Source organism: Chryseobacterium luteum (genome assembly GCF_000737785.1).
Taxonomy (GTDB): Bacteria; Bacteroidota; Bacteroidia; order Flavobacteriales; family Weeksellaceae; genus Chryseobacterium; species Chryseobacterium luteum.
Genome location: NZ_JPRO01000006.1, coordinates 84,556 through 105,985, shown reverse-complemented (window position 1 = coordinate 105,985; position 21,430 = coordinate 84,556). Strand labels below are relative to the sequence as shown.

Annotated in this window: 19 protein-coding genes; 10 read left to right on the top strand and 9 right to left on the bottom strand. The window is 36.9% G+C overall.

The window, feature by feature from the left end; genetic code table 11:
- The first annotated feature begins 2 nt into the window (after positions 1-2).
- Complete coding sequence (locus IX38_RS09385; protein WP_034704112.1) at positions 3-770, top strand: alpha/beta fold hydrolase; 768 nt, start codon at positions 3-5, stop codon at positions 768-770.
- Positions 771-1,398: 628 nt separating this feature from the next.
- Here the strand turns inward: IX38_RS09385 and IX38_RS09380 are convergent.
- Together IX38_RS09380 and IX38_RS09375 are read right to left on the bottom strand one after the other, a co-directional pair.
- The gene (locus IX38_RS09380) at positions 1,399-1,875 is read right to left on the bottom strand and encodes an HD domain-containing protein (RefSeq protein ID WP_228377931.1); all 477 of its coding nucleotides are present in this window, start codon (positions 1,873-1,875) and stop codon (positions 1,399-1,401) included.
- Between the two features lie 168 nt (positions 1,876-2,043).
- A complete protein-coding gene (locus IX38_RS09375) occupies positions 2,044-2,343 on the bottom strand; it encodes a rhodanese-like domain-containing protein (protein ID WP_034704108.1) in 300 nt (99 codons plus the stop codon).
- A gap of 164 nt (positions 2,344-2,507) precedes the next feature.
- On the opposite strand from IX38_RS09375, the gene queG reads away from it, so the two are divergent.
- From queG to IX38_RS09360, 3 genes are all read left to right on the top strand, one after another.
- Positions 2,508-3,461, top strand: coding sequence for a tRNA epoxyqueuosine(34) reductase QueG (queG, locus tag IX38_RS09370; protein ID WP_034704106.1), 954 nt, complete (start codon positions 2,508-2,510; stop codon positions 3,459-3,461).
- 349 nt (positions 3,462-3,810) lie between these two features.
- Positions 3,811-4,497, top strand: a complete 687-nt coding sequence (locus tag IX38_RS09365) for a TIGR02117 family protein (protein ID WP_034704104.1) — start codon at positions 3,811-3,813, stop codon at positions 4,495-4,497.
- 214 nt (positions 4,498-4,711) lie between these two features.
- On the top strand, positions 4,712-5,146 hold the full coding sequence (locus IX38_RS09360; protein ID WP_117585884.1) for a murein L,D-transpeptidase catalytic domain-containing protein: 435 nt from the start codon (positions 4,712-4,714) through the stop codon (positions 5,144-5,146).
- A 224-nt stretch (positions 5,147-5,370) separates the two neighbouring features.
- Here IX38_RS09360 and IX38_RS09355 read toward each other — a convergent pair whose 3' ends face one another.
- From IX38_RS09355 to IX38_RS09340, 4 genes are all read right to left on the bottom strand, one after another.
- Positions 5,371-5,799 (bottom strand): cold-shock protein, encoded by a 429-nt coding sequence (locus IX38_RS09355; protein ID WP_034704102.1) that lies wholly within the window; start codon positions 5,797-5,799, stop codon positions 5,371-5,373.
- 705 nt (positions 5,800-6,504) lie between these two features.
- Positions 6,505-7,341 (bottom strand): prolipoprotein diacylglyceryl transferase, encoded by an 837-nt coding sequence (gene lgt / locus IX38_RS09350; RefSeq protein ID WP_034704101.1) that lies wholly within the window; start codon positions 7,339-7,341, stop codon positions 6,505-6,507.
- A 214-nt stretch (positions 7,342-7,555) separates the two neighbouring features.
- Positions 7,556-7,750 carry a cold-shock protein gene (locus IX38_RS09345; protein ID WP_034704100.1) on the bottom strand — a complete coding sequence of 65 codons (195 nt, stop codon included), beginning with the start codon at positions 7,748-7,750 and terminating at the stop codon, positions 7,556-7,558.
- 91 nt (positions 7,751-7,841) lie between these two features.
- Entirely contained in the window at positions 7,842-8,966 is a 1,125-nt protein-coding gene (locus IX38_RS09340) for a DEAD/DEAH box helicase (protein ID WP_034704099.1), read from the bottom strand.
- A gap of 530 nt (positions 8,967-9,496) precedes the next feature.
- On the opposite strand from IX38_RS09340, the gene IX38_RS09330 reads away from it, so the two are divergent.
- On the top strand, positions 9,497-10,441 hold the full coding sequence (locus IX38_RS09330) for a beta-1,6-N-acetylglucosaminyltransferase (RefSeq protein ID WP_034704095.1): 945 nt from the start codon (positions 9,497-9,499) through the stop codon (positions 10,439-10,441).
- Positions 10,442-11,037: 596 nt separating this feature from the next.
- A complete protein-coding gene (locus tag IX38_RS09325; RefSeq protein WP_051884596.1) occupies positions 11,038-12,294 on the top strand; it encodes a hypothetical protein in 1,257 nt (418 codons plus the stop codon).
- 126 nt (positions 12,295-12,420) lie between these two features.
- Here the strand turns inward: IX38_RS09325 and IX38_RS09320 are convergent, their stop codons facing one another.
- The 3 genes from IX38_RS09320 to IX38_RS09310 are packed head-to-tail and all read right to left on the bottom strand — an operon-like array spanning position 12,421 to position 16,140.
- Entirely contained in the window at positions 12,421-13,737 is a 1,317-nt protein-coding gene (locus IX38_RS09320; RefSeq protein ID WP_034704093.1) for a sensor histidine kinase, read from the bottom strand.
- Position 13,738: 1 nt separating this feature from the next.
- Entirely contained in the window at positions 13,739-15,082 is a 1,344-nt protein-coding gene (locus IX38_RS09315; protein ID WP_034704090.1) for a sigma-54-dependent transcriptional regulator, read from the bottom strand.
- A gap of 17 nt (positions 15,083-15,099) precedes the next feature.
- Positions 15,100-16,140 (bottom strand): PDDEXK nuclease domain-containing protein, encoded by a 1,041-nt coding sequence (locus IX38_RS09310; RefSeq protein WP_051884594.1) that lies wholly within the window; start codon positions 16,138-16,140, stop codon positions 15,100-15,102.
- Positions 16,141-16,316: 176 nt separating this feature from the next.
- On the opposite strand from IX38_RS09310, the gene IX38_RS09305 reads away from it, so the two are divergent.
- The 4 genes from IX38_RS09305 (at position 16,317) to IX38_RS09290 (ending at position 21,388) form a co-directional block, all read left to right on the top strand.
- Positions 16,317-17,558, top strand: a complete 1,242-nt coding sequence (locus tag IX38_RS09305; RefSeq protein ID WP_034704087.1) for an efflux RND transporter periplasmic adaptor subunit — start codon at positions 16,317-16,319, stop codon at positions 17,556-17,558.
- A 91-nt stretch (positions 17,559-17,649) separates the two neighbouring features.
- Positions 17,650-18,027 carry a hypothetical protein gene (locus IX38_RS09300; RefSeq protein WP_131368655.1) on the top strand — a complete coding sequence of 126 codons (378 nt, stop codon included), beginning with the start codon at positions 17,650-17,652 and terminating at the stop codon, positions 18,025-18,027.
- Positions 18,028-18,039: 12 nt separating this feature from the next.
- Positions 18,040-18,762: an ABC transporter ATP-binding protein gene (locus IX38_RS09295; protein WP_034704083.1), complete on the top strand. Its 723-nt coding sequence runs from the start codon at positions 18,040-18,042 to the stop codon at positions 18,760-18,762.
- Positions 18,763-18,973: 211 nt separating this feature from the next.
- Positions 18,974-21,388: an ABC transporter permease gene (locus IX38_RS09290; protein ID WP_034704081.1), complete on the top strand. Its 2,415-nt coding sequence runs from the start codon at positions 18,974-18,976 to the stop codon at positions 21,386-21,388.
- Positions 21,389-21,430 lie beyond the last annotated feature (42 nt).

The following is a 21,430-nucleotide window of genomic DNA, read 5'->3' as shown; positions in this document are numbered from 1 at the left end:
TCATGGAAGAGAGAATAATCGAGGTAAGAGGACAGAAACTTTACATAACACATAACAACATTTCAGAAGCAAAACCCGTTATCGTTTTTCTCCACGATTCCTTAGGCTGTGTGCAGCTCTGGAGAGATCTGCCGGAAAAACTGTCTGAAGTTACACACTGTAACATTCTGTTGTACGACAGGCTGGGTTATGGAAAATCCGGCCCGATGCTTACCCACGAAAGACCCGTTAATTATATGGAACAGGAAGCCGGCTTGCTGAATGATTTGCTGACCGAACTTAACATCAATAATGCCGTTTTATTTGGTCACAGCGACGGAGGAACCATAGCCCTTATTACAGCAGCCAAATATCCTGAAAAGATAAAATCCGTAATCTGTGAAGCAGGACATATTTTTGTAGAAGATCTTACATTAAAAGGAGTCTGGGATGCATGGGATGCCTACAAGACCACCAATCTTGCCGGGCGCCTTGCCAAATATCATGGAGACAAGGTGGAAATGCTTTTCAGAGCCTGGACGGAAACCTGGACCCGTGAAGACTACCGGAGCTGGAACATCGAATACCTTTTAAAAGACATTCATTGCCCCTTACTATTCATTCAGGGGGATGCTGACGAATATGGTACGCTGGAACAGGTGGAAAGAACAGTTTCTCAGGTAAGCGGTACGGCAGAAAAGTATATTATCCCGGGAATAGGGCATACGCCGCATAAAGAAGTTCCTGAGCTGGTTATCGGTAAAGTATCAGAATTCATAAAAAAATTATAGCAGCTGGGAAGGATAACCGCAATATGAGCATCTTGATTTTTCAAGGTGCTTTTTTATTTTTAACCCTGTTGATTAAGCAGTGCCGGAAAGCATCCGTTGTGAAATTTTTAATGTCTTTTCCCTGTTGTATTCAACCTGGTTTTGCTCTTATGTGTACAAATTGTATAATATTGCCTGAATTGTATAAGAATGTACAACGTTAAAGCTGCGGTTTTATTTTTTTCCTGATATTTTTGATCTGATTTAGGCAATTGCTCTATTCTTATATCTTCATATTTAACGAAAATAAAAAAATAAAAAATGTACAATCCTGATAAATTTTAAAGTGATTATTTTGAAATCATTAACCTTTTTTATCTCCGCTGTTTTCTTAATCTTAGGGCTTTGTTCCACTGTGTTTTCAGTGATAATTACACAAAACATACATCTGGTATCACGGGTAAGTGATATTCTATTTTCTATTTTTGAAAACCGGACAATGATGCAGAAGATGATAAAAAATTGATGAGAAAAATCCCTTGTAATCATATCATTAAGAATTCCCCTGTTCTTAATTGATGATCGATAGTTGTGTTTTGGATGAGTGGTTTGATGTTGGAGATGTGGTTCTGCCGCATCTCCTTTCTTACTATAGAAGCTGAAGCTCTGCAGTTAAATTCTCTTTGGCCTGCTGCTCATATTTCTCTCTGAAATGCCTGGTTTTAAAAATACTTTCAAGCTCCAAAAAATGCTTCAGAACCTTTTTTCTTCCCGGTTTGTAGAGAAAGTCCGGATATAACGCATACTCCTTCCTGATTTTCCGGGTATAGTCAAAATATATGGCAGGTTCTTTTCCCAGGATAGAAAGATCCGCATCCAGAAGATAGTCCGTATCCGTATCATCCGACTTTTGGTGGGATTTTGTTGCTATGATCTGGGCCTCTGTTTTTGAAATCATATCCTGATCTAACCCTATTTTTTTAAGCCGGTCCGCAGCATACAGAGCGCTTTTCTCTTCATTGGATTTTGAAGAAGAATCATAGATGATATCGTGATAAAAAACAGAAAACGAAATAGCTGAAAAATTTTCAATATCATGTTTTACACCTTCCAGTTCCAGAAACATATTTTCAAGATGAAAAAGATCATGGTAATGTCTGCCCTTTTCTGAGTATTTTGCTTCAATTTCCTGCCACAGACCTTCAATAAGACTGTTGTCCTGTGTTGAAAAGGAGACAGAGATCCGTGAATTGCTCTTTCAGGTTCATGATGGATTGAGATAAAAAAAGGAACTTTAAAAAGTTCCCTGATTTGATTCCAATACTGCTTTCAGTTCAGCCCAGCCTCCGCCGTTGTAACCGTCCTTCAGGCCCTGGCCATTAAGATATTCCAATGCTTTTCCGCTTCTGTTTCCGCTTCTGCAGAATAGGATTACAGGCTTTTCAATAGATAAAATTTCTTCTTTTCTGTCCTCCACTTCACCCAGAGGAATGTTTTTGGCCCCGTCTATATTTCCGTCCATTTCAAGCTCCATCGGCTCACGGACATCAATTAATTCATAATTTCCTGACTGTATAACTTCTATTAAAGACATAACTGTTTAATTTTAGATTTAAAAATAAGAACGAAAATACGCAATTTTTTTCTTAAAAAACTCTTTATCAAAACTTAAATTTCTGCAAAAATGCTTTAAAACGTAGGGCTTATTCATTTCTTATCCAAAACGTAAGATTCGTAAATTAATCTTAATTTTGCAGAATGGAAATCCTCAATGCCGGTGCCGAAAAATATTCCCAACTCATAAAGTCCAAAGCAGAACAATTTGGATTTCAGAGCTGCGGTATCTCCAAGGCAGGATTTTTAGAAGAAGATGCCCCCAATCTTGAAAAATGGCTTAAAAATAATTTCCATGGGGAAATGAAATACATGGAAAACCATTTCGACAAAAGATTAGATCCCAGATTGCTTGTAGAAGGCTCAAAGTCCGTTATTTCATTATCCTACAACTACTTTCCAAAAGAAAAAATTTCTGCCTTGGAAAATTATAAGATCTCGAAATATGCCTACGCAGAAGATTATCATGAAGTGGTAAAAGAAATTCTCCGCGAAATGGTTTCAGAACTTCAGCAGGAGATAGGAGAGTTCGGATTCCGGGTTTTTGTGGATTCTGCTCCCGTTCTGGAAAGAAGCTGGGCCAGAAAGTCAGGAATAGGATGGGTAGGAAAAAATGCCAACCTTATCACAAAACAGAATGGTTCCTTCTATTTTTTGGCGGAAATTATCTGCGATCTTGAATTAATTCCCGACCACGCCACTACAGACCATTGCGGCACCTGCAGGAAGTGTATAGATGCCTGCCCTACGGATGCTATTGTTTCAGATAAGATCATCGACGGAAGCCGCTGCATCTCTTATGCAACCATAGAGCTTAAAAGTGAAATTCCGGATCATTTTCAAGACAGAATGGAAGACTGGATGTTCGGGTGCGATATCTGCCAGGATGTATGTCCCTGGAACAGGTTTTCTTCGCCCAACCTTCAAAGTAGGTTTGCTCCGAATGAATCCCTGAAAAATTTTAAAAAGGAAGAGTGGAAAGAAATTACCCAGGAAATATTCTCCGAGATCTTCAGGAAATCTCCCGTAAAGAGAACTAAATTTGCAGGCCTGAAGCGGAATATTGAATTTTTAGAACGTTCTTTAGATAAGCTTTAGGAGAAATTTTGGGTGACAAATCCTTCTCTGGAATATTTAGGTTCCAAAACTTGGGAGGATAACCTGCCATCCCTTAAGCTGTCAGCCTTAAGGAGGATAAGATTTGATTCAGTAAGAATCTCTGGAAAACTTTCCTAAAAAGAAAAATGATTTTCAGGAGACCAATGTCCCACAGAAAATCAACGTTTTTTTTGTACTCTTTTTGGAGCTGTTTTTACTCTTACTTTAAGTCTTTTTTGTGATTTTGTATTTTTACGCATATTTGTGAATATTTCGTAACTAAATTTAATCATTTTTCCGATTAAAACAAATACTTTTACAGGAAATTGAAGATTAAATTTTATTAATCATGAGTGTAAAAATGATATTACTGTATGTCCTGAAAGCCATCGGAATTATTTTGGGAATTGTTGCTCTGTATGTTGTGATGGGGCTTCTGCTGCCTCTTATAGAAGTTTCTGCAGAAAAAAATGACGGGCAGACGAAAGATATCCCGATTTATATTTATACCAACGGCGTGCATACCGATATTGTAATGCCTGTAAAAAACGATCTTCAGGATTGGAGCGCAAAAGTTCCGTTTTCCAATACCAAATCAAAAAGTACGGATTATACTTATATAGGAATAGGCTGGGGAGATAAAGGCTTTTATCTGGATACTCCTACCTGGGCCGATCTGAAATTTTCCACTGCTTTTAAAGCCGCATTCTGGCTCAGCGACTCAGCGATGCACTGTTCCTATTACAAAACCATGAAAGAAGGGGATGACTGCAAAAAGATCATGATCAGCAGGGATCAGTATAAGAATCTGGTGAAATTTGTAGAAGATAAATTCGACAGGGACCAGAACGGAAATTTTATCCTTATTCCTACCAATGCTGTATATGACGTCAATGATGCATTTTACGATGCTAAAGGAAAATACAGCTTCCTGAATACCTGTAATACCTGGGCCAATGATGCACTGAAAGCTGCGGGACAGAAAGCAGCACTGTGGACACCCTCTGATTTCGGAATTTTCAGACATTACAAATAATTCTCAATGAAGATTTTGGCAGTTATTCTGGTCCTTCACCTTGTGTTTTCATGCAGTAATAAATCCAAAGAAAATCATTTCAGTACAGCAAACCTTGATGTTAAAGAAAAAAAAGACAGGAAGCGGATGTGTCTAAAATTGCAGCGAAGGCCGAAGAAGCTCTGAAATTCTGTGTTTCAAAAAAGTTCAGTACAGATTTTGTATCCTGATCGATATGAGCCTACACTCCGGGATTAAAAGGTTTTTTGTCTGGGATTTTAAAACAAAAAAGGTCGTTAGAAAATATCTTGTGGGACATGGCTGTGGTCCAAATCCATGGAGCTCAGATGGTTCAAGAGACAATCCGCAGTTCAGTAATGAAGACAGCCATCTTTCATCTTTAGGGAAGTATAAGCTGCTGGAAAGAGGTTACAGCGAGTGGGGAATTAATGTTAAATATGTGATGCATGGCCTGGAGAAAACAAACAGCAATGCTTTGAAAAGATGTATAGTTTTTCATTCGTGGGATCAGATGAGTGATGATGAAGTTTTTCCAAAAGGTTCTCCGGAAGGTTGGGGATGTTCCACCGTTTCCAACAATGCCATGAAAGAAATTGATCCTATGATCCAAAAGACCGGGAAACCAGTTCTGATATGGATTTACCAATAATATACAGAGATATTCATCCCAATGAAAAACAACATTGATTATGAAATTCCACTGGTGTTGTTGGGTGAAATAGTCATTCAAGTTTCGTAAAAGAAACCGAAACATTTAGACGCCGTTATGCAGCATCAGAGAAAATATTTAGTAAAGAAAATGTAAAAGCCGCTCTGTAGAACGGCTTTTTTTTATTGTCTGACAAAATCTGCATGATGAAGCAGACCTGTTAATTATTTAACCAATTGGATATTAACCGCAGAGAATCCTTTCGGAGATTTTTCTTTCTCGAAAGATACCTTGTTCCCCTTTTTTACAAGGTGTGCACAGCTGTTGTTATGAAAGAAAACATTTTCCTTGCTGTTGTCCTCAGTAATGAAGCCATAGCCTTTCTCACTGTGGAAAGTGATGATTCCTGTCTTTCTTACATCTTCCTCCATAATTGGAGCTGCACCAAGCTGGATTTCATCAATGTTTACTTCCTGTCTTTCTCTGCCTTCAGGAGGTGTAGAGGTAAGTCTTCCGAATTCATCTACATACATGAAAACATCATCCGCACCTTTGTTGTTGTTCGTTTTACGATCTTCGCGTCTCAGCGCTTTTTCTTTTTGCTTTTGAATTTTTTTCTTGAAATTTTCTTTTTTAGAAAAAGAGTCTGCCATAAATTATTCTAGTATTTAATTTTATATTGTAATATTGTTAATCTGATCTGCCATGAGCTATGTAAAGCCTGCAGTAGTCCGTCTGTTCTTCTTTATAATGAAATACCGAAAGCATATAGTTTTGGGCGTCCATCAGTAAAAGAAGTGGTTTTTAAAAAATGAGGCATCTGAAAAAGCGGGAACTGAAAAGAAAGAATTTCTATACTGTAACAGAGGGCAAAGGCAGCGGCCTATTAATTAATACACAAATATACGACAATAAACTGAATAAACCTATTTTAAATCACTGATTATCAAAAATGTATTTTCCTGGTGAAAAATTATTTATCAATCCGGAGATAATAATGAAAAAATCCCCAGTAAACCGGGGATTGTGGAAAATAATATATTATAAAAATGAAGTGGTGTATAACGTGATCATCTCTGCAAATGCTGTGCCTAAAACTCACGTATTCTGGATTTTTTTTACATAAAAGCTGAATTTCAGGGCAGTTGAAGAGTGTATACGGCTGGTATGTAGTGGGATAAGTGCTTCGTGTGGGATATAAATTTTTTATTTTACACTGTACATATGAATGCGAAATAACGATTTGAATAAGAAAATAACCCAATGCTTAATACACTTAAGCCAATTTTTGTTGAATTATATCCGGAAAAAAACCTCTGAAAGTAATGCCAGAGGTTTCTTAGTAATATTTTTTAGGATTATGAAACTTTTATTTCCTTTTTGTCCCGGATACTTTTAATAATGAAAAACAGTCCCAGCAACAGGAATGGGATGCTTAAAATTTGTCCCATATTCAGGCTCATTCCCTTTTCAAAATCAACCTGATCTACCTTTATAAATTCGACTAAAAACCGTACAATAAAGATCAGCAGGGTGGTAATCCCGAAATAAAAGCCTTTTCCAACCTTAAAGATATTTTTAGTATAAATAAAATACACCAGAAGGAAGATCATCAGATAACAGATGGCCTCATACAGCTGGGCAGGATGCCTGGGAATGTTATCTACCTGTCTGAATATAAATGCCCACGGCGCATTGGAAGGTGTTCCTATAATTTCAGAGTTCATCAGATTACCCAGCCTGATAAAAGCTCCCGCTAAAGGGGTTGCAATAGCGACAATGTCCAGGACGGTCATGAATTTAATTGAGAATTTCCTGGAATAGATCAGCAGCATGATAATAAGGCCGATTCCTCCGCCATGGCTAGCCAAGCCTGCATATCCTGAAAAATGATAAGCTCCGTCGGCTCCTTTCTGGATGGGAAGGAATATCTCGATCGGATGCTGTGAATAATAATCAAAATCATAGAAGAGGCAGTGGCCTAATCTTGCGCCGACGAGAATACCGATGAAGGCATAAGAAAAAAGAGCTTCATGAGCCTGACTGCTTAGATTTTCTTTTTTATAGACGGTCTTTAAGATGGTATAGCATAAAACGAGTCCGGCAAGAAACAGGATGCCGTAATATTTTAGGGGAAACCCGGAAATATTGAAGATTTCAGGACTTACATCCCAGTTGACGTATAATAAATTCATTGATGGTAATTGTGGAATTATTTTTAGAGGACAAATATAGCAGGATATCACCGTTTTTTAAGGAACTGAAGCGAAACTTTAGGATATTTTGGGAGAATATCTCAGTTTTTGCAAAAATAAAAAACCTCTTACATCAAGCAAGAGGTTTTAACGGACATCGAATAAAAAGTATTGCTACTTATCGGTCAATGTCCATTTAAACGGTATATTCAAACTATGCTAACTTTACGTTAACTGCATTTAAACCTTTGTCGCTTTTTTGTACTTCGAAAACTACTTTATCGTTCTCACGGATAGATCTTGAATCTAAACCTGAAGAGTGTACAAAAATGTCCTTACCTCCGTCTGATGGAGAAATGAATCCGAAGCCTTTTGCTTCATTGAAAAATTTTACTGTGCCTTCTTGCATTGTAATGGGTATTAAAAATTGTTGTATTAATTATTGTGAGGATTTTTTTCTGAAATTTCTTAAAGAAATAATCCGTCTATTTTGTTGTGATTTAATGAATATACTGGAATTTTGCTACAGGTACGATAAATCCTATCAGTTTCTGAATATTGGTTAAGTCCGAGCGTTCCCCCTCGTCACAGAAAGAAACGGCTGTTCCTTTTGTTCCTGCTCTTCCGGTTTTGCCGATCCTGTGGACATAAGTTTCCGGGACATCGGGAAGTTCGTAATTAACTACATACGGAAATTCTTCAATGTCGATTCCTCTGGCTGCAATATCAGTGGCTACCAGGACACGGATCTTACTGTTTTTAAAATCTTCCACAGCCTGATATCTTGCTGTCTGGGATTTATTTCCATGAATGGCGGCTGCAAAAATTCCTGTGCGTTCCAATTGCTTGACTAACCTGTCTGCACCCTGTTTTGTACGGGTAAAGACCAGTGAACGTAAAATGGATACATCCTGCAGTATATTGATCAGCAGATCTGTTTTCTTGGTTTTTTCAACAAAGTAAACCGACTGGTTAATAGACTGTACGGGTGATGGAGCCGTATCTACCGTAATCTCTACGGGATTGTTCATTATAGAGTCTGCAAATCGTCGTACATCCGACTGCATCGTGGCAGAGAAAAATAAAGTCTGTCTTTTTTGGGAGATCAGCTTTAAAATCTTCTTTACATCATCTGCAAATCCCATATCAAGCATTCTGTCCGCTTCATCCAGGACCAGTATTTCGATTTTAGAAAGATCAATATGTCTTTGGCTTACCAAATCCAGCAGCCTTTCGGGCGTTGCAATAAGGATGTCCACTCTTTTTCTCAGAGCTGCCAGCTGGCTTCCTGATAATACGCCTCCAAAAATGGAAAGTTGAGATAGAGGTAAATATTTGCTGTACACTTTAAAACTTTCTTCCAGCTGCAGGACAAGTTCCCGGGTTGGAGTTAAGATTAAAGTTCGTATTTCTTTATGATCGGGTGTATTTCTTTTTAATAGCTGGAGAATAGGCATAGCAAATGCCGCTGTTTTTCCTGTACCGGTCTCGGCATAGCCTATAATATCCCTTCCCGCCAGAATATGCGGAACAGCAGTGTACTGTATCTCTGTAGGTTTGGAATATCCGGCTTCTGTAACGGCGCGGACTATAGGATTTATTAAATTTAGATTTTTAAAACTCATTATATTCTACCGGACAGCCGGTTCTGAGTGGCCAGATCGGTTAAGATCTGAATTGTTGTCTTGTATTAAAAAACAATGAATATCAATTCCGACAGGCATTATCTTTAATTATTATTTTACTTTGCATTAACTTTGGCGATACATTCAGTTGGGAATATATGTACTAAGCTTTGCAATATCATATCGTTCGCATTTCTCAAAACTGGATCTTTACAAATCCATATGTCCTGAGCTTTATAACTGCTTTTTTAAACCTGAAAATCAAGGAAGCAGTATTAAAAAGTTATTTAAAAAAAATAAGTTTTAATTGGGCAGCTGAAAAAGCAAAACTGAAAGAGAAAAATGAAGATTTTAAACTGTTACAGAATAGCAAAAGGCAGAGGCCTGTTCTTATAAATGCTTTGCAAAGCTACAATAAATAAACTGAATAATAATGGGTTTAAATAATTGATTGTCAAAAAATTATTCGTAGATTTCGCACGTTAACTGAATTGTTTGCACCAGGCGGATGATTTTAAAATCCATCACACATGCAGACTTTTCCTACAACCACCCCCCAGCACCAAACTTTGGATTCCCATTCAGATAAGCATGTGAGAATTGCTTACTTCATTATGATACATCATAAGCCGGAAGTATTCAGGACTATGTTTCAGAAGATCTATACCAGGGACCAGTTTTACCTTGTCCATATCGACCGTAAAGCCAAAGACGAAATGACCGATGAGATCCAGATGTATCTCGTTAAATTTCCCAACGTCTATATCCTGGAAAGCATTAATATTGTTTCCGGCGGATTCAGTATGATCCAGGCTGAACTGGATGCCATGGAGTTTCTGCTTAACGTCAGTCAGGAATGGGATTATTTTGTTAATTTAAGCGGTGAAGATTATCCTCTTAAGTCCCAGAATATTATCCGTAAGTTTCTTACTGCGAACAATGGCAGGAATTATCTTTTCTATTATGACCAGAAGTTTTACCGTCCCGATACCCTTCAGAGAATACAGAACCATTTCACAGAACTGTCTTATAAGATTTCTTCTCTGATGTACAAAAGAGAATTCATGAAAGGAGTTACGCCCTACATAGGAGGTAAATGGGTTATTTTCACCAGGGATACCTGTGCTTTTCTTGCGAATAATAAAAGAGTAATGAATTTTGAGGACTACTATCTTCATACCTTTTTGCCGGCAGAATCTTTTTTTCAGACTGTCCTTATGAATACCACTTTTAATGATCTTATCGTGAATGATGATAAAAGAGCCGTCATTGAAAAGCCGATATTTGGCAAGAAGCAGACACCTGATGAGCTTATTCTTTTTCTGAAAGCTACCAACCATCTTTTCATCAGGAAAATAAACGATAAAACGGAAGACGAAGTTCTGAAATACATCGCCGAAAGCTATGATATCCCCTTGACGGATGTAAATGAAGTGGAAAGGGAGCTGAAAATGGATAGACGGCAGGATAATTAACACGCTATTTCATTGAAATTTATCGTCTGGAAACAATTACTCATATGCTTAAATGGATTGCTGCTGCTATCTGTTTAAAAAAATTACACATCTCTTTATCAGTCTGTCTGATAAAACCTCTTGCGCTTAACAAGAGGCTAATGAACTAATGTCCGTTAATCATCAATCAGGAGATTCAGTATCGTTAATTGAAATAATTTCAGCAAAATCCCCATTACAGGGATAATAGAAATAAAGTTTTGTGTTTTTTTAAGTTTCTATTTCTGTATTAAATGTAAGTCATTGAAAATGAATATTACCATCAAAGTGTATTTATTTTCAGATGGTTAGATCCTGTTTGAATTTATTTAATAAAATTAGTATGCAGAAAAAATTATTCCCGCAGAGTAAGGAGATTTATTTCAGTTATAAAAATCTGTGTAATCTGACAGACCAGTGAGATTTTAAATTTAAACAGTCTCTGCCTTCCCGTCAGAGATAAAAAGTACCCAAAAGTGTAATTGACCTGTTTTGTTTTTATGACCAGTTTTACGTTGAAATTAATAAAGATAACAACTTAAGTAAAACCATGAATTACTCTAATAAAAACAAATACCATGAAAACACGACTCTTAAAAAGTTTAAAGCTGTTTCTAAGCTTTTTCCTGTTTGTGACTTTTGCCAACCTCTATTCGCAGCCTCCGGCTCCACTCGGACGCATTTATGACCAGGCCCACCAGCAGAGTTTCGTTCTGTATAGTGACGGGATGATGGTACAGGACGGCAATCCCATGAATAAAGGCATGGCATACCGGGATCCGTCCGGAATGATGTATTTAAGGCTGCCTGCTGCCAATCCGTATCAGAAAGCTTTCTTTCTGGATTACAACAGAAACGTTATTGAGATTGATTATATTATGGGAGCCAGGATCATTGGATATTCAGACATCCAGCCACCACCAAACCCGATGGTGAATTACACTCCACCGCAGTATAATCCAAATGTTGGTATTCAGACTGCAAATGGTTTTGAGCCATTGCCCAACCAGATCATAGATATTAACAATCCGTATGGTGACCTGATGATCACTAACGAACAGACGGCGAAAAACTGTTATGACCAGTCAGTAGGCTTTAATGGAACACTGGACAGACAAAAATTTGGTGACTGCATGGTCGAAAATATGGCCGGTAAAAAAGAAAATGAAATTTATAATTGCGTTAAAAATGCTTCAACGCCCGAAGAGCAGGCCTTGTGCCTGGTCGGAACCATGGGAGGAGCTAATGAAAGAAGAATCTCTGCATCTTTACTGAAATGCTACAAGCAATACGGAACCGACTACAGCAAATATCCGCTATGTCTGGCAGGTGAATCTTCGGATCCGGAGCTTCAAAAACTTCTTTCCTGTGTGCAGCAGCAGGGCTCGTATGGCCAGGTTAGCTTTATGAATACGGCAATGTGCTATGGAGCAAGTAAGCTTAATATGAATACAGAAGCCCAGATCGTGGTGCAGTGTGCAGTAACGTCGGGTGGGCAGCCCTATGTTTTTGCGGGTTGTGCCGGCGGACAGCTAATGGCAAGAGAACTGGATAAATGCCTTACCATTGGTGTAGGAGGGGATTCCGGGTGTTTTGGCAAAAATAATGATATTATAAAAGGCTTAAATAAAATTGGTTCGGAACTGCAAAATCAATTCGGCCCTAATAATGACATTGTAAAAACATGGAATACCACGGTTCACGACATTCAGTATGGTCCGGGTAATAACCATGAAGCCGTTAAAGTAATCCGGAATATTGGTAATGAAGTAGGCAAAGCCGGAAATAATATAAGTAAAGAAATTAAAAAAGTACTCCCGAAAATAAAATGGTAGCTAAGAATGCATCTGTCTTTTTTAAATCTGATTAAAAACCTCTGAATCAATGAATTTCAGAGGTTTTAATGCCCATAACGGATATCGGTTCGGTTTTATCTTTTTTTATATAAAGTTCAGGTGGAGTTATTCCATAAACCAAATCTCAAAACGGCTTCCTTTTTCCAAAGATTTATAATTCAGATACCCTTTATGCGCTTCAATGATGCTTTTGCTGAGCGTAAGTCCAATTCCGGAACCATTGGTTCTTGTCGTAAAAAACGGGAGAAAGATCTTATCCTTAATTTCATTCGAGATTCCGGTTCCATTATCTTCCACGCTTAGAACAATACGTTTGTTGATCGTTTTGATCTCTGTTCTGATGATCTTTTCCTGGTTATCTGCAACAGCATGGATTGCATTCAGATAAAGATTGATCAGACATCGTTCTATCATTTTCTGGTCTGCAAAAAACGTTTGATCTTCCAGTGAATTAATGAGAACGATCTTATTTTTTTTAAATTCAGGTTTTAAGAAATGGAGAGCAGATTTGGCAATATCGGTCAGAGATATTGTTTTGAATACCGGTTTTGGCAGTTCAGCAACCTGCCGGTAATCGTCAACAAAATTCAGTAACTGTTTTGATTTCGAATTGATGATCATCAGGCTTTCTTTCATTTCCTGCTGATCTTCTTTTTCAACAACATCCTGATTGATAATGTATTCCATGTTCTGGATCAGGCTGTTCACAGGCGTTAAAGTATTCAGAAGCTCGTGAGAAATTACTTTCATCAGGTTGTTCCAAGCCAGTTTTTCTTTCTGCTCAATGATCTTCTGAACAGATTCAAGACTGATGATGCAAAAACGGTTTTTGATATTCTGTACCTTTTTAGTTCTTAAAGAAAACGACTGCTTTACATTTTCATCGATCGAAATATCAAAAAATTCCTGTGAGTTCTGGTAATTGGTCTGCTCAATGATCCTGAAAAAATCAGGTGTTTTGGATTCGTACAAATTCCAGGAATTATATTTTGGTATTTGCAGGATTTCCAGAAAAACAGGATTCACATAAAACACTTCCCAGTCATTGTTTTTTTCGGAGAGAATCATTAATCCTATTTCTAACTGATTCAGAATTTCTTCGTACAGAAGTTTGTAGGAAGATAGCGATAAATGCTCTTCTTTGCTCTGATAATACAGTTTTACTGCATTTTCAACCAGATTGTTCTGTTCGGTTTCCGGAAAAAGAGAGAAATCTTTTTTCTGAATGGCCAGCAATATTTTTTCACTTCTTTGAACAAAAGATAATGCTGACATCTGTGCGAAAACGATGCAGGCGATACATACGACCGTAAATAAACCGAAATTGATCCACTTATTCTGAGAATAAAAATCAAAGGCAAAAATCCCGCTGATGATCGCCAGCAGAATGAATAATAGCCAGATAAATCGTTGTTTTTTCATTTTACAGGTCAAATTTTTCCATTCTTCTATACAATGCCGCTCTTGATAATCCCAGATCCTCTGAAGCGAGAGAAATATTTCCTCTGTGCTTTTTTAAAGCTTTTTTAATGAGAATTTCTTCCATTTCCTCTATATTGAGATTGATAATCGGTTTGTCAGATTCTTCGTCTTGAGGCATTAATAATTTCAAATTTTTCTCGTTGGAAAGGATCACACTTCTCTCCATGCAATGGTCCAGCTCGCGGATATTTCCTGGCCAGGAATAGATGGTGAGTTCACTGATCAGCGATTCATTCAGAGCAAGATCATTTTTATGGTATTTCTGCCTGTATTTTTCCAGGAAATAATTAGCAAGATCAGGAATATCTTCCACCCGGTCTCTCAGGCTCGGGATTTGCAGCTCTACGGTGTTGATCCTGTAATAAAGGTCTTTCCGGAAACGATTGTCGGCAACCGCTTTTTTGAGATTTTCATTGGTCGCAAAAATAAACCGCACATCCAAAGATCTTTCCTTGCTTTCTCCGATCCTCGATAATTTCCTGTTCTGAATCAGGCTTAATAATTTGGTTTGAAGATGAAGCGGAAGATTCCCGATTTCATCAAGAAAAACAGTTCCGTTCTGGGCATTTTCAATCTTTCCTGAATAATCCTGGCCGGCATCTGTAAAGGCTCCTTTTTTGTAACCGAATAATTCGGCTTCAAAAAGATTTTCAGAAAGACTTCCCAGATCGATGTGGACAAAAGGCTGGTTTTTCCTTTCGGATAATTCGTGGATGTGTTCTGCCAAAACATACTTTCCCGTTCCATTTTCTCCTAGAAGTAAAATGTTAGCATCTGTTGGCGCGACCTTCGTGATTTGACCCATCACTTCCTGCATTGCAAAAGATTGCGTTTCTAACTGATATTGATTGGTTTTTATGCTGACATTTTCCCACTGATTCAGTTTTTTATTTTTTCTGGAAATATCTACTGCAAGATTCACGGAAGCGTATAACTTCTCATTATTCCAGGGTTTCAGAATAAAATCTGAAGCACCGTTTTTCAGAGCTTCAACAGCCAGTTCCACTTCACCATAAGCCGTCATCAGAATGATCGGAAGCTGAGGTTCCAGTAATCTGATTTCCTGCATCCAGTATAAACCGTCCTGCCCGTTTTCAAAGCCTTTCCGGAAATTCATGTCCAGAAGGACAGTGTCAACCTGGTGTTTTGCTAAAAATTTCAAAATATTATTGGGCTGGCTGAGACAGCTGACCTCCGTGAAAAATTTCTTGAGCCAGACTCTTGCCGAAAATAAAATATCTTCGTCATCATCAACAATTAAAATATGAGCTTCTTTTTTTCGCATTTTTTGAGTTATAAAAATTAAAGCAGTTTTTTACGTTCAAAACGTTCTTTTGCTTCGATTAGAGCGGTATGTAACTTTCTTTCCAACTCTTTTTTGGATGGCAATTCTGTCCAATATTCGGCGACCATAATTCCGTCTTTGTGCATTTCCAAGAGTTCCACCTGTTCTTTGCTGCTTTCGGCACAAAGTATCAATCCGATTGGAGTTTCTTCACCTTCCTGACGCTCATTTTTATTGAGCCATTTCAGGTATAATTCCATTTGACCTTTATATTTAGCCTGAAATTTTCCCAGTTTTAGTTCTATGGCAACCAACCTTTTTAATGAACGATGGTAAAATAATAAATCAAGGTAAAAATCTTCTCCGTCTATGATCATCCGCTTTTGGCGTTCCACAAAAGCAAACCCTTTTCCTAATTCTAAAATAAATTTTTCCAGTTCACCAAGAATAGCTGTTTCTATGTCTTTTTCTAAATAGCCATTATGTAATCCGAGAAAGTCTAAAAGATAAGGATCTTTGAATGTGTTGATGGGAAAATTTTCGTTTTGTGTTACTTGAATATTGGCAATTTCGGTTCTTTCGAAGGCTTTATTGGCGATTTGTTTTCGGAGTTCTCGTACGCCAAGTGTTTCATTAATGGCTAATTGAGCATAAAACTGTTTTGCTTCTTCTGATTTTAAAGGAATTAAAACTAAAAAATGCGACCAGGTTAATTGTCGTGACAGTGTAACGACAATTTGCATTTCGGAAAACAATTCTGCAAACTGCATCATTCTTCGCACATTTTTTTCTGTAAAATTCCGACCATATAATGTTTCCAATTGTGCTGACACTGTCGGCACAATTTGTTTTCCATATTCTGCCCGTTGATTTTGCAGTATGTCATCATTGATACGTTTGCCAACCTGCCAAAACAAAATGGTAAGCGCGCTGTTCGCCTGCATTGCCACTTGATGCTGGCCTTGCTCTATTAGTTGTGATAAATCAGTAAACAGTTTTTCGTTGGGAAATACTATTTGATTATCAAGGGATTCTGTGTTTTTTATTTTTTTCGCCATAGTTTTTAATCTTCATCAACTATAAATTGTCCGTTTCCGTACAAATAGTGTCCGATAATGAACAGTTTTAAATTTAATAAAATTATATTTAATCACATTTTCAGAGAGTTATAAAGTTATAAATTTCCGGCACGTGTGTTGTGTAATAATCTGTAAGTAAATAAGTTATCTTAAATATGGATACGAAAATAGTAAAAAAGAATTCTAAATTAAAATTAATATCGGTCATCATCGTTTCTGCTTTGGCAGTTTCAGTTTTTGGATGGTATTTTCTCAATCAGAAAAAAACATATAATATAAAATTAGAAGATATTCAGGTGGATGAAGTGACGAACGGAAAATTCGAAGATATGTTGATGGTAACGGCGCAAACACAATCTCTTAATTCTTCATTAATCAATGTTTTGGAAGGTGGAGCAGTGAAAGAAATTTTTGCGGAAGACGGACAAATGGTAACGAAAGGTCAACCAATCGCAAGAGTTTACAACCCGAATACGGAATTCAATTATCTTAATCAGGAAACGGGAATTATGCAGCAGATCAGCCAGATGAGAAGTTCGCTTCTGGAATTGAAGAATCAGGAATTTACCCAGGATAAGGAATTACTTCAGTCTCAAAATGATTACAACACGGCTTTACAGTCTTTTAATCTTCAGAAAAGACTTTATGAGGCGGAAATCGGAAAAAAAACGGATTATGATATAGCTTTACAAAATCTGAATTATCAGAAACAAAGAAAAGTGATTGTAGAAAGAGGTGCTTCAAGTGAAAAGATATCCAGAAACTCTCAGTTTTCTGCGATCAATACTTCCATCAGCCAAATGGAAAAAAGCCTGAATATTCTTAAATCAAATAAAAATAACTTCCTTATTATGTCGCCGGTTTCCGGAAGGTTATCGTCTTTCAATATTTCTCTTGGACAAAATTTAACGTCCGGTGAAAGCATCGGAAAAGTAGATCTGATGGGCGGTTACAAGCTAATTGCGAAAGTAGATGAATATTACATCAATAAACTTCAAAACGGAATCAAAGGAAGTCTGGAAAGCAATACAAAACAATTTGAAGTCATCATCACAAAAATTCTTCCTGAAGTAAAAGACGGGCAGTTTTCTGTAGAACTTAATTTCGTTGATGTTAAACCGGAAAACCTGAAAATCGGGATGACATTCGGAGTGAAGCTGAAACTCTCTGCTGACACACAAAGTGTTATGATCCCTAAGGGAAATTTCTATAAAGACACCAACGGAAAATGGATTTTTGTCCTTAAAAATAACAAGGCCGAGAAAAGAAACATCAACCTTGGACGAGAAAACCAAATGTATTACGAAGTAGTTTCCGGATTAAAACAAGGCGAAACTGTCATCACATCAGATTATTCTGAGCTTAAGAAATATGAAATCTTAGATATTCAAAAATAAATCATTATGAAATCGCTATTTACAAATATTGTTGAAAAATTGATGACGATCTGGCGATTGCATATGACCTTAAAAAAAATTAGAACTACATATGAAAATAATATTAATATTCCTGATGTGCTTACTATCTGCAATGGCATATTCTCAGAAGCCGACAGAATTGGAATGGGTAATTTCTTTCAGAAATAATCACATTATTTTTGAATGTTCCAAAGGCTGCAATTATTCTTATTTAAGCTTTGATTCTTACCGGAAAGTTGTCCTTAATGAAAACACAATGGTAAACCTTGAAAAAAATCCGGAGGAAAAAGAGGAATCCAACTTTTTGGTGCAATATTCCAAAATCGGGAACGAAATTTTTCTGCAAGGAATAAAAGGTGTAGGATGGAAAAATATCACTTTGACCAAAGATTTAAAATCAAAATATTACATTAATCAAGCAGGGGAAATCAGAACAAAAACACTTTAAAAAATTAAAACAATGATAAACATTCAGAACCTTTCAAAAGTCTATAAAACTGAAGACGTACAAACCAACGCACTAAACAATGTAAGCCTGAGTATAAAGGAAGGCGAATTTGTAGCCATAATGGGACCTTCGGGCTGTGGGAAATCTACTTTTCTTAATATTCTGGGATTGCTGGACAGTGCTTCTTCAGGTTCATATAAATTCGGTGAAACTGAAACGATTAATTTGAGTGAGAGAAAAAAATCTGACATCAGAAAAAAGAATATAGGTTTCATTTTTCAGAATTTTAATCTGATTGATGAGCTGACGGTTTTTGAAAATATAGAACTTCCTTTGATTTATAACGGCGTTTCTTCCTCAGAAAGAAAAAAACGAGTTGAAGAAATTATGGAAAAAATCAACATTTCTCACAGAGCAAAACATTATCCACAACAGCTTTCAGGCGGTCAGCAGCAAAGAGCAGCCGTAGCAAGAGCCTTGGTGACAAAACCAAAATTAATTCTTGCTGATGAACCAACAGGAAACCTGGACAGCTCCAACGGAAATGAAGTGATGAACCTTTTGGCAGAACTCCACAGAGAAGGATCTACAATCGCAATGGTGACACACTCATCTTATGACGCCGGTTACGCTTCAAAAATTGTGAATATGAAAGACGGCGAAATATTCTCAGAAGAGCATTCTTCCCAAAGAAAAGATGTCTTTGAAAAAGCTGATGCTAAGAATTTTGAATAAAAATACCGGAAGATGGAAGTCGGAGATCGGAAGATTACAGCTTTGTGCTATAATTCTTTAGGTTGCGATTTCTGATTAAATTAGGAAACATTCATTCTCCATATCCAAACCTCATAGGTCTCTAAAACCTGTGAGGTTTACCAAAAGAAAATTTTAGCGTTGCACTTTAAACCTCGGACGTACTCCCGACCTCCGACAAAAAATAAAAATTATGCTCAACAACTGGCTCAGAATCGCCTTCATCAATTATAAAAAAAACTGGCTTTCCACGATCATTAATTTGTTTGGATTGACCATCGGTTTGACCGGATTTATGCTCATTCTGATGCATTGGAATGACGAAGAATCCTTCGAAAGATGGAATCCGAAGAAAGACCAGATTTACTATTTCCAGACTTACAATAAAAAAGAAAATTCCTACGGAAACAACATCTCAATTCCAATGGCAAATCGTGCCAAAGAAGTTATTCCAGGTGTTGAGGATTATGTCTTGTTCAAAAGTTCTGGAATGGGTTTTAAGATCACCACTAAAAATAAAACATTCTATCAAGAAGGGGGAATGAATGTTTCTGATAATTTTTTTGAATTTTTCCCATTCAAACTGGTTGATGGGAATTATAAAAATGCTTTGAAAGATGGTGGTGTTATTGCACTTTCAACAACTGCTGCCAAAAATCTTTTTGGTAAAACCAATGTTGCTGGCGAAAGTTTAAAATTCAATAATAAAAATTTCATTGTAACTGCAGTTTATGAATTACCAAAAGAAAACAGCCAGATAAAACCAGAGTTTCTTCTAAAGCCAGTAGAACCAATGAAAAGTGATGAAAACCAATGGGGAAACTTCAGCTATGGGTGTTTTTTTATGCTTAAAAAAGATGTAAATCTAGATCAGATAAGACAGAAATTCATAAAAGATATTTTTGAATACCGTGCAAGTCTGGATGTAGCAGAAGCAGGAGTTACCATTCAGCAATATATGGATCTTTATGGACCAAACGATAGTGTTTTAACACCTTTGGATGAAATAAAACTTCACGCCAAAGCTTCCTGGTTTGGTCCGCCGGATTTTAAAACTTTGATGATTTTGTTCACGCTTTCTGTATTGATTGTGATTTTATCAGCGATCAATTTTATCAATCTGAAAACAGCGCAAGCTTCTCAACGTGCAAAAGAAATTGGTGTAAGAAAAGCGATTGGCAGTACAAAAACCAATCTTATTCTACAGTTTTTGCTGGAAACTTTTATCATTTGTTTTGCTTCTTACTTGCTTTCCTTAGCCTTGACAGAACTGCTTTTACCAAGCTTCAATAAGTTCTATGACAAAGAAATGAAAATGACCGACTGGCATATTTTCTTTTACTCATTTGCAATGGTCATTGCGGTAACGGTTATTTCAGGATTAATTCCTGCAATGTATCTCTCCAATTTCAAAGCAATTGAAACTCTGAAAGGGAATTTTGCAAGAAGTAAAAACGGAATCTGGCTCAGAAACGGGATTCTGACTTTACAATTAATCATCTCTTCATTCTTCATTATTGGCGGATTGATCGTGAATCAGCAGGTGAAATATATGATGAATAAGGATCTTGGATATAGCGGAAAACAGATTATGATGATCAACTTCAGCGAAGAAAATCCTAAACCCTGGCTAAAATATGAGCGACTTAAAAACGAAATGAGAAAAATCCAGGGCGTGACCGATATTTCTTATGGAGAAGCAGTTCCCGGAAATGGCAGATCCAGCAGCTCCAATATGGATTTTAGGGATAAAAGTATCGAGGGACAACACGGTTCTATGGATTTTAATTACCTGAAATTCATTAATGTAAAGCTGAAAAAAGGACGTTGGCTTGACCCGAATCTTGCATCAGACACCATTAATAATGTTTTAGTAAACGAAGCTTTTGTGAGAAAATTCGGATGGAAAGATGATGAAGCTTTGAAGAATGAAGTTCGTCCGGGATTTGACAATAAACCTTATCACATTGTGGGAGTTGTAAATGATTTTAATATCAGAGGACTGAAAACAGAAATAGAACCAATCATCTTTTTCCATTACAGAGAAACCGATTGGAAACGATTCGATGTTTATAATATCCAATTGAAAATAGATCCTAATGATATTGACGGAACTGTGAAAAGGCTTAAAGCTTACTGGCAGAATAATGTGGAACAAGGTTATCCTTTCGATTACTATTTTCTCGATCAGAAATTTGCTAAAACATTCGAGAAATATCAGAAACAGCAAACATTATTTACAATTCTGAACGCAATGGTTTTGATGGTTGCTTTGTTAGGATTATTCGCTTTGTCATCATTAATGATCGAACAAAAACTGAAAGATGTTGCCATCAGAAAAACACTTGGCGCATCAGATAAAACTTTGATTTTCGGACTGACGAAACAATTCCTTTGGATCACATTGATCGCTGTTATTATCAGTATTCCGATCAGTTATTACCTGATGAACGAATGGCTGAAGGATTTCGCTTACAGAATTGATATGCCTGTTTTACCATTTGTTCTGAGCCTTGTCGTTTTGCTTCTGTTGACCTTTTCAGTGGTAAGCTTCAAAGCTTATAAAGCAACCAAAGTAAATCTTGTAAAATACCTGAAATACGAGTAAATACCTGAAGTTTTAAAGATAAACTGACATCATTTATCACTT

Excerpts from the sequence above, each read along its gene's own strand:
- IX38_RS09360 (WP_117585884.1), top strand. The coding sequence starts at position 4,712 with ATGAGCCTACACTCCGGGATTAAAAGGTTTTTTGTCTGGGATTTTAAA.
- IX38_RS09345 (WP_034704100.1), bottom strand. The coding sequence starts at position 7,750 with ATGCAAGAAGGCACAGTAAAATTTTTCAATGAAGCAAAAGGCTTCGGA.
- IX38_RS09380 (WP_228377931.1), bottom strand. The coding sequence starts at position 1,875 with ATGTTTCTGGAACTGGAAGGTGTAAAACATGATATTGAAAATTTTTCA.
- IX38_RS09375 (WP_034704108.1), bottom strand. The coding sequence starts at position 2,343 with ATGTCTTTAATAGAAGTTATACAGTCAGGAAATTATGAATTAATTGAT.
- queG (WP_034704106.1), top strand. The coding sequence starts at position 2,508 with ATGGAAATCCTCAATGCCGGTGCCGAAAAATATTCCCAACTCATAAAG.
- IX38_RS09290 (WP_034704081.1), top strand. The coding sequence starts at position 18,974 with ATGCTCAACAACTGGCTCAGAATCGCCTTCATCAATTATAAAAAAAAC.
- IX38_RS09300 (WP_131368655.1), top strand. The coding sequence starts at position 17,650 with ATGAAAATAATATTAATATTCCTGATGTGCTTACTATCTGCAATGGCA.
- IX38_RS09320 (WP_034704093.1), bottom strand. The coding sequence starts at position 13,737 with ATGAAAAAACAACGATTTATCTGGCTATTATTCATTCTGCTGGCGATC.
- IX38_RS09310 (WP_051884594.1), bottom strand. The coding sequence starts at position 16,140 with ATGGCGAAAAAAATAAAAAACACAGAATCCCTTGATAATCAAATAGTA.
- IX38_RS09355 (WP_034704102.1), bottom strand. The coding sequence starts at position 5,799 with ATGGCAGACTCTTTTTCTAAAAAAGAAAATTTCAAGAAAAAAATTCAA.
- IX38_RS09385 (WP_034704112.1), top strand. The coding sequence starts at position 3 with ATGGAAGAGAGAATAATCGAGGTAAGAGGACAGAAACTTTACATAACA.
- IX38_RS09340 (WP_034704099.1), bottom strand. The coding sequence starts at position 8,966 with ATGAGTTTTAAAAATCTAAATTTAATAAATCCTATAGTCCGCGCCGTT.
- lgt (WP_034704101.1), bottom strand. The coding sequence starts at position 7,341 with ATGAATTTATTATACGTCAACTGGGATGTAAGTCCTGAAATCTTCAAT.
- IX38_RS09305 (WP_034704087.1), top strand. The coding sequence starts at position 16,317 with ATGGATACGAAAATAGTAAAAAAGAATTCTAAATTAAAATTAATATCG.
- IX38_RS09325 (WP_051884596.1), top strand. The coding sequence starts at position 11,038 with ATGAAAACACGACTCTTAAAAAGTTTAAAGCTGTTTCTAAGCTTTTTC.
- IX38_RS09330 (WP_034704095.1), top strand. The coding sequence starts at position 9,497 with ATGCAGACTTTTCCTACAACCACCCCCCAGCACCAAACTTTGGATTCC.
- IX38_RS09365 (WP_034704104.1), top strand. The coding sequence starts at position 3,811 with ATGAGTGTAAAAATGATATTACTGTATGTCCTGAAAGCCATCGGAATT.
- IX38_RS09315 (WP_034704090.1), bottom strand. The coding sequence starts at position 15,082 with ATGCGAAAAAAAGAAGCTCATATTTTAATTGTTGATGATGACGAAGAT.
- IX38_RS09295 (WP_034704083.1), top strand. The coding sequence starts at position 18,040 with ATGATAAACATTCAGAACCTTTCAAAAGTCTATAAAACTGAAGACGTA.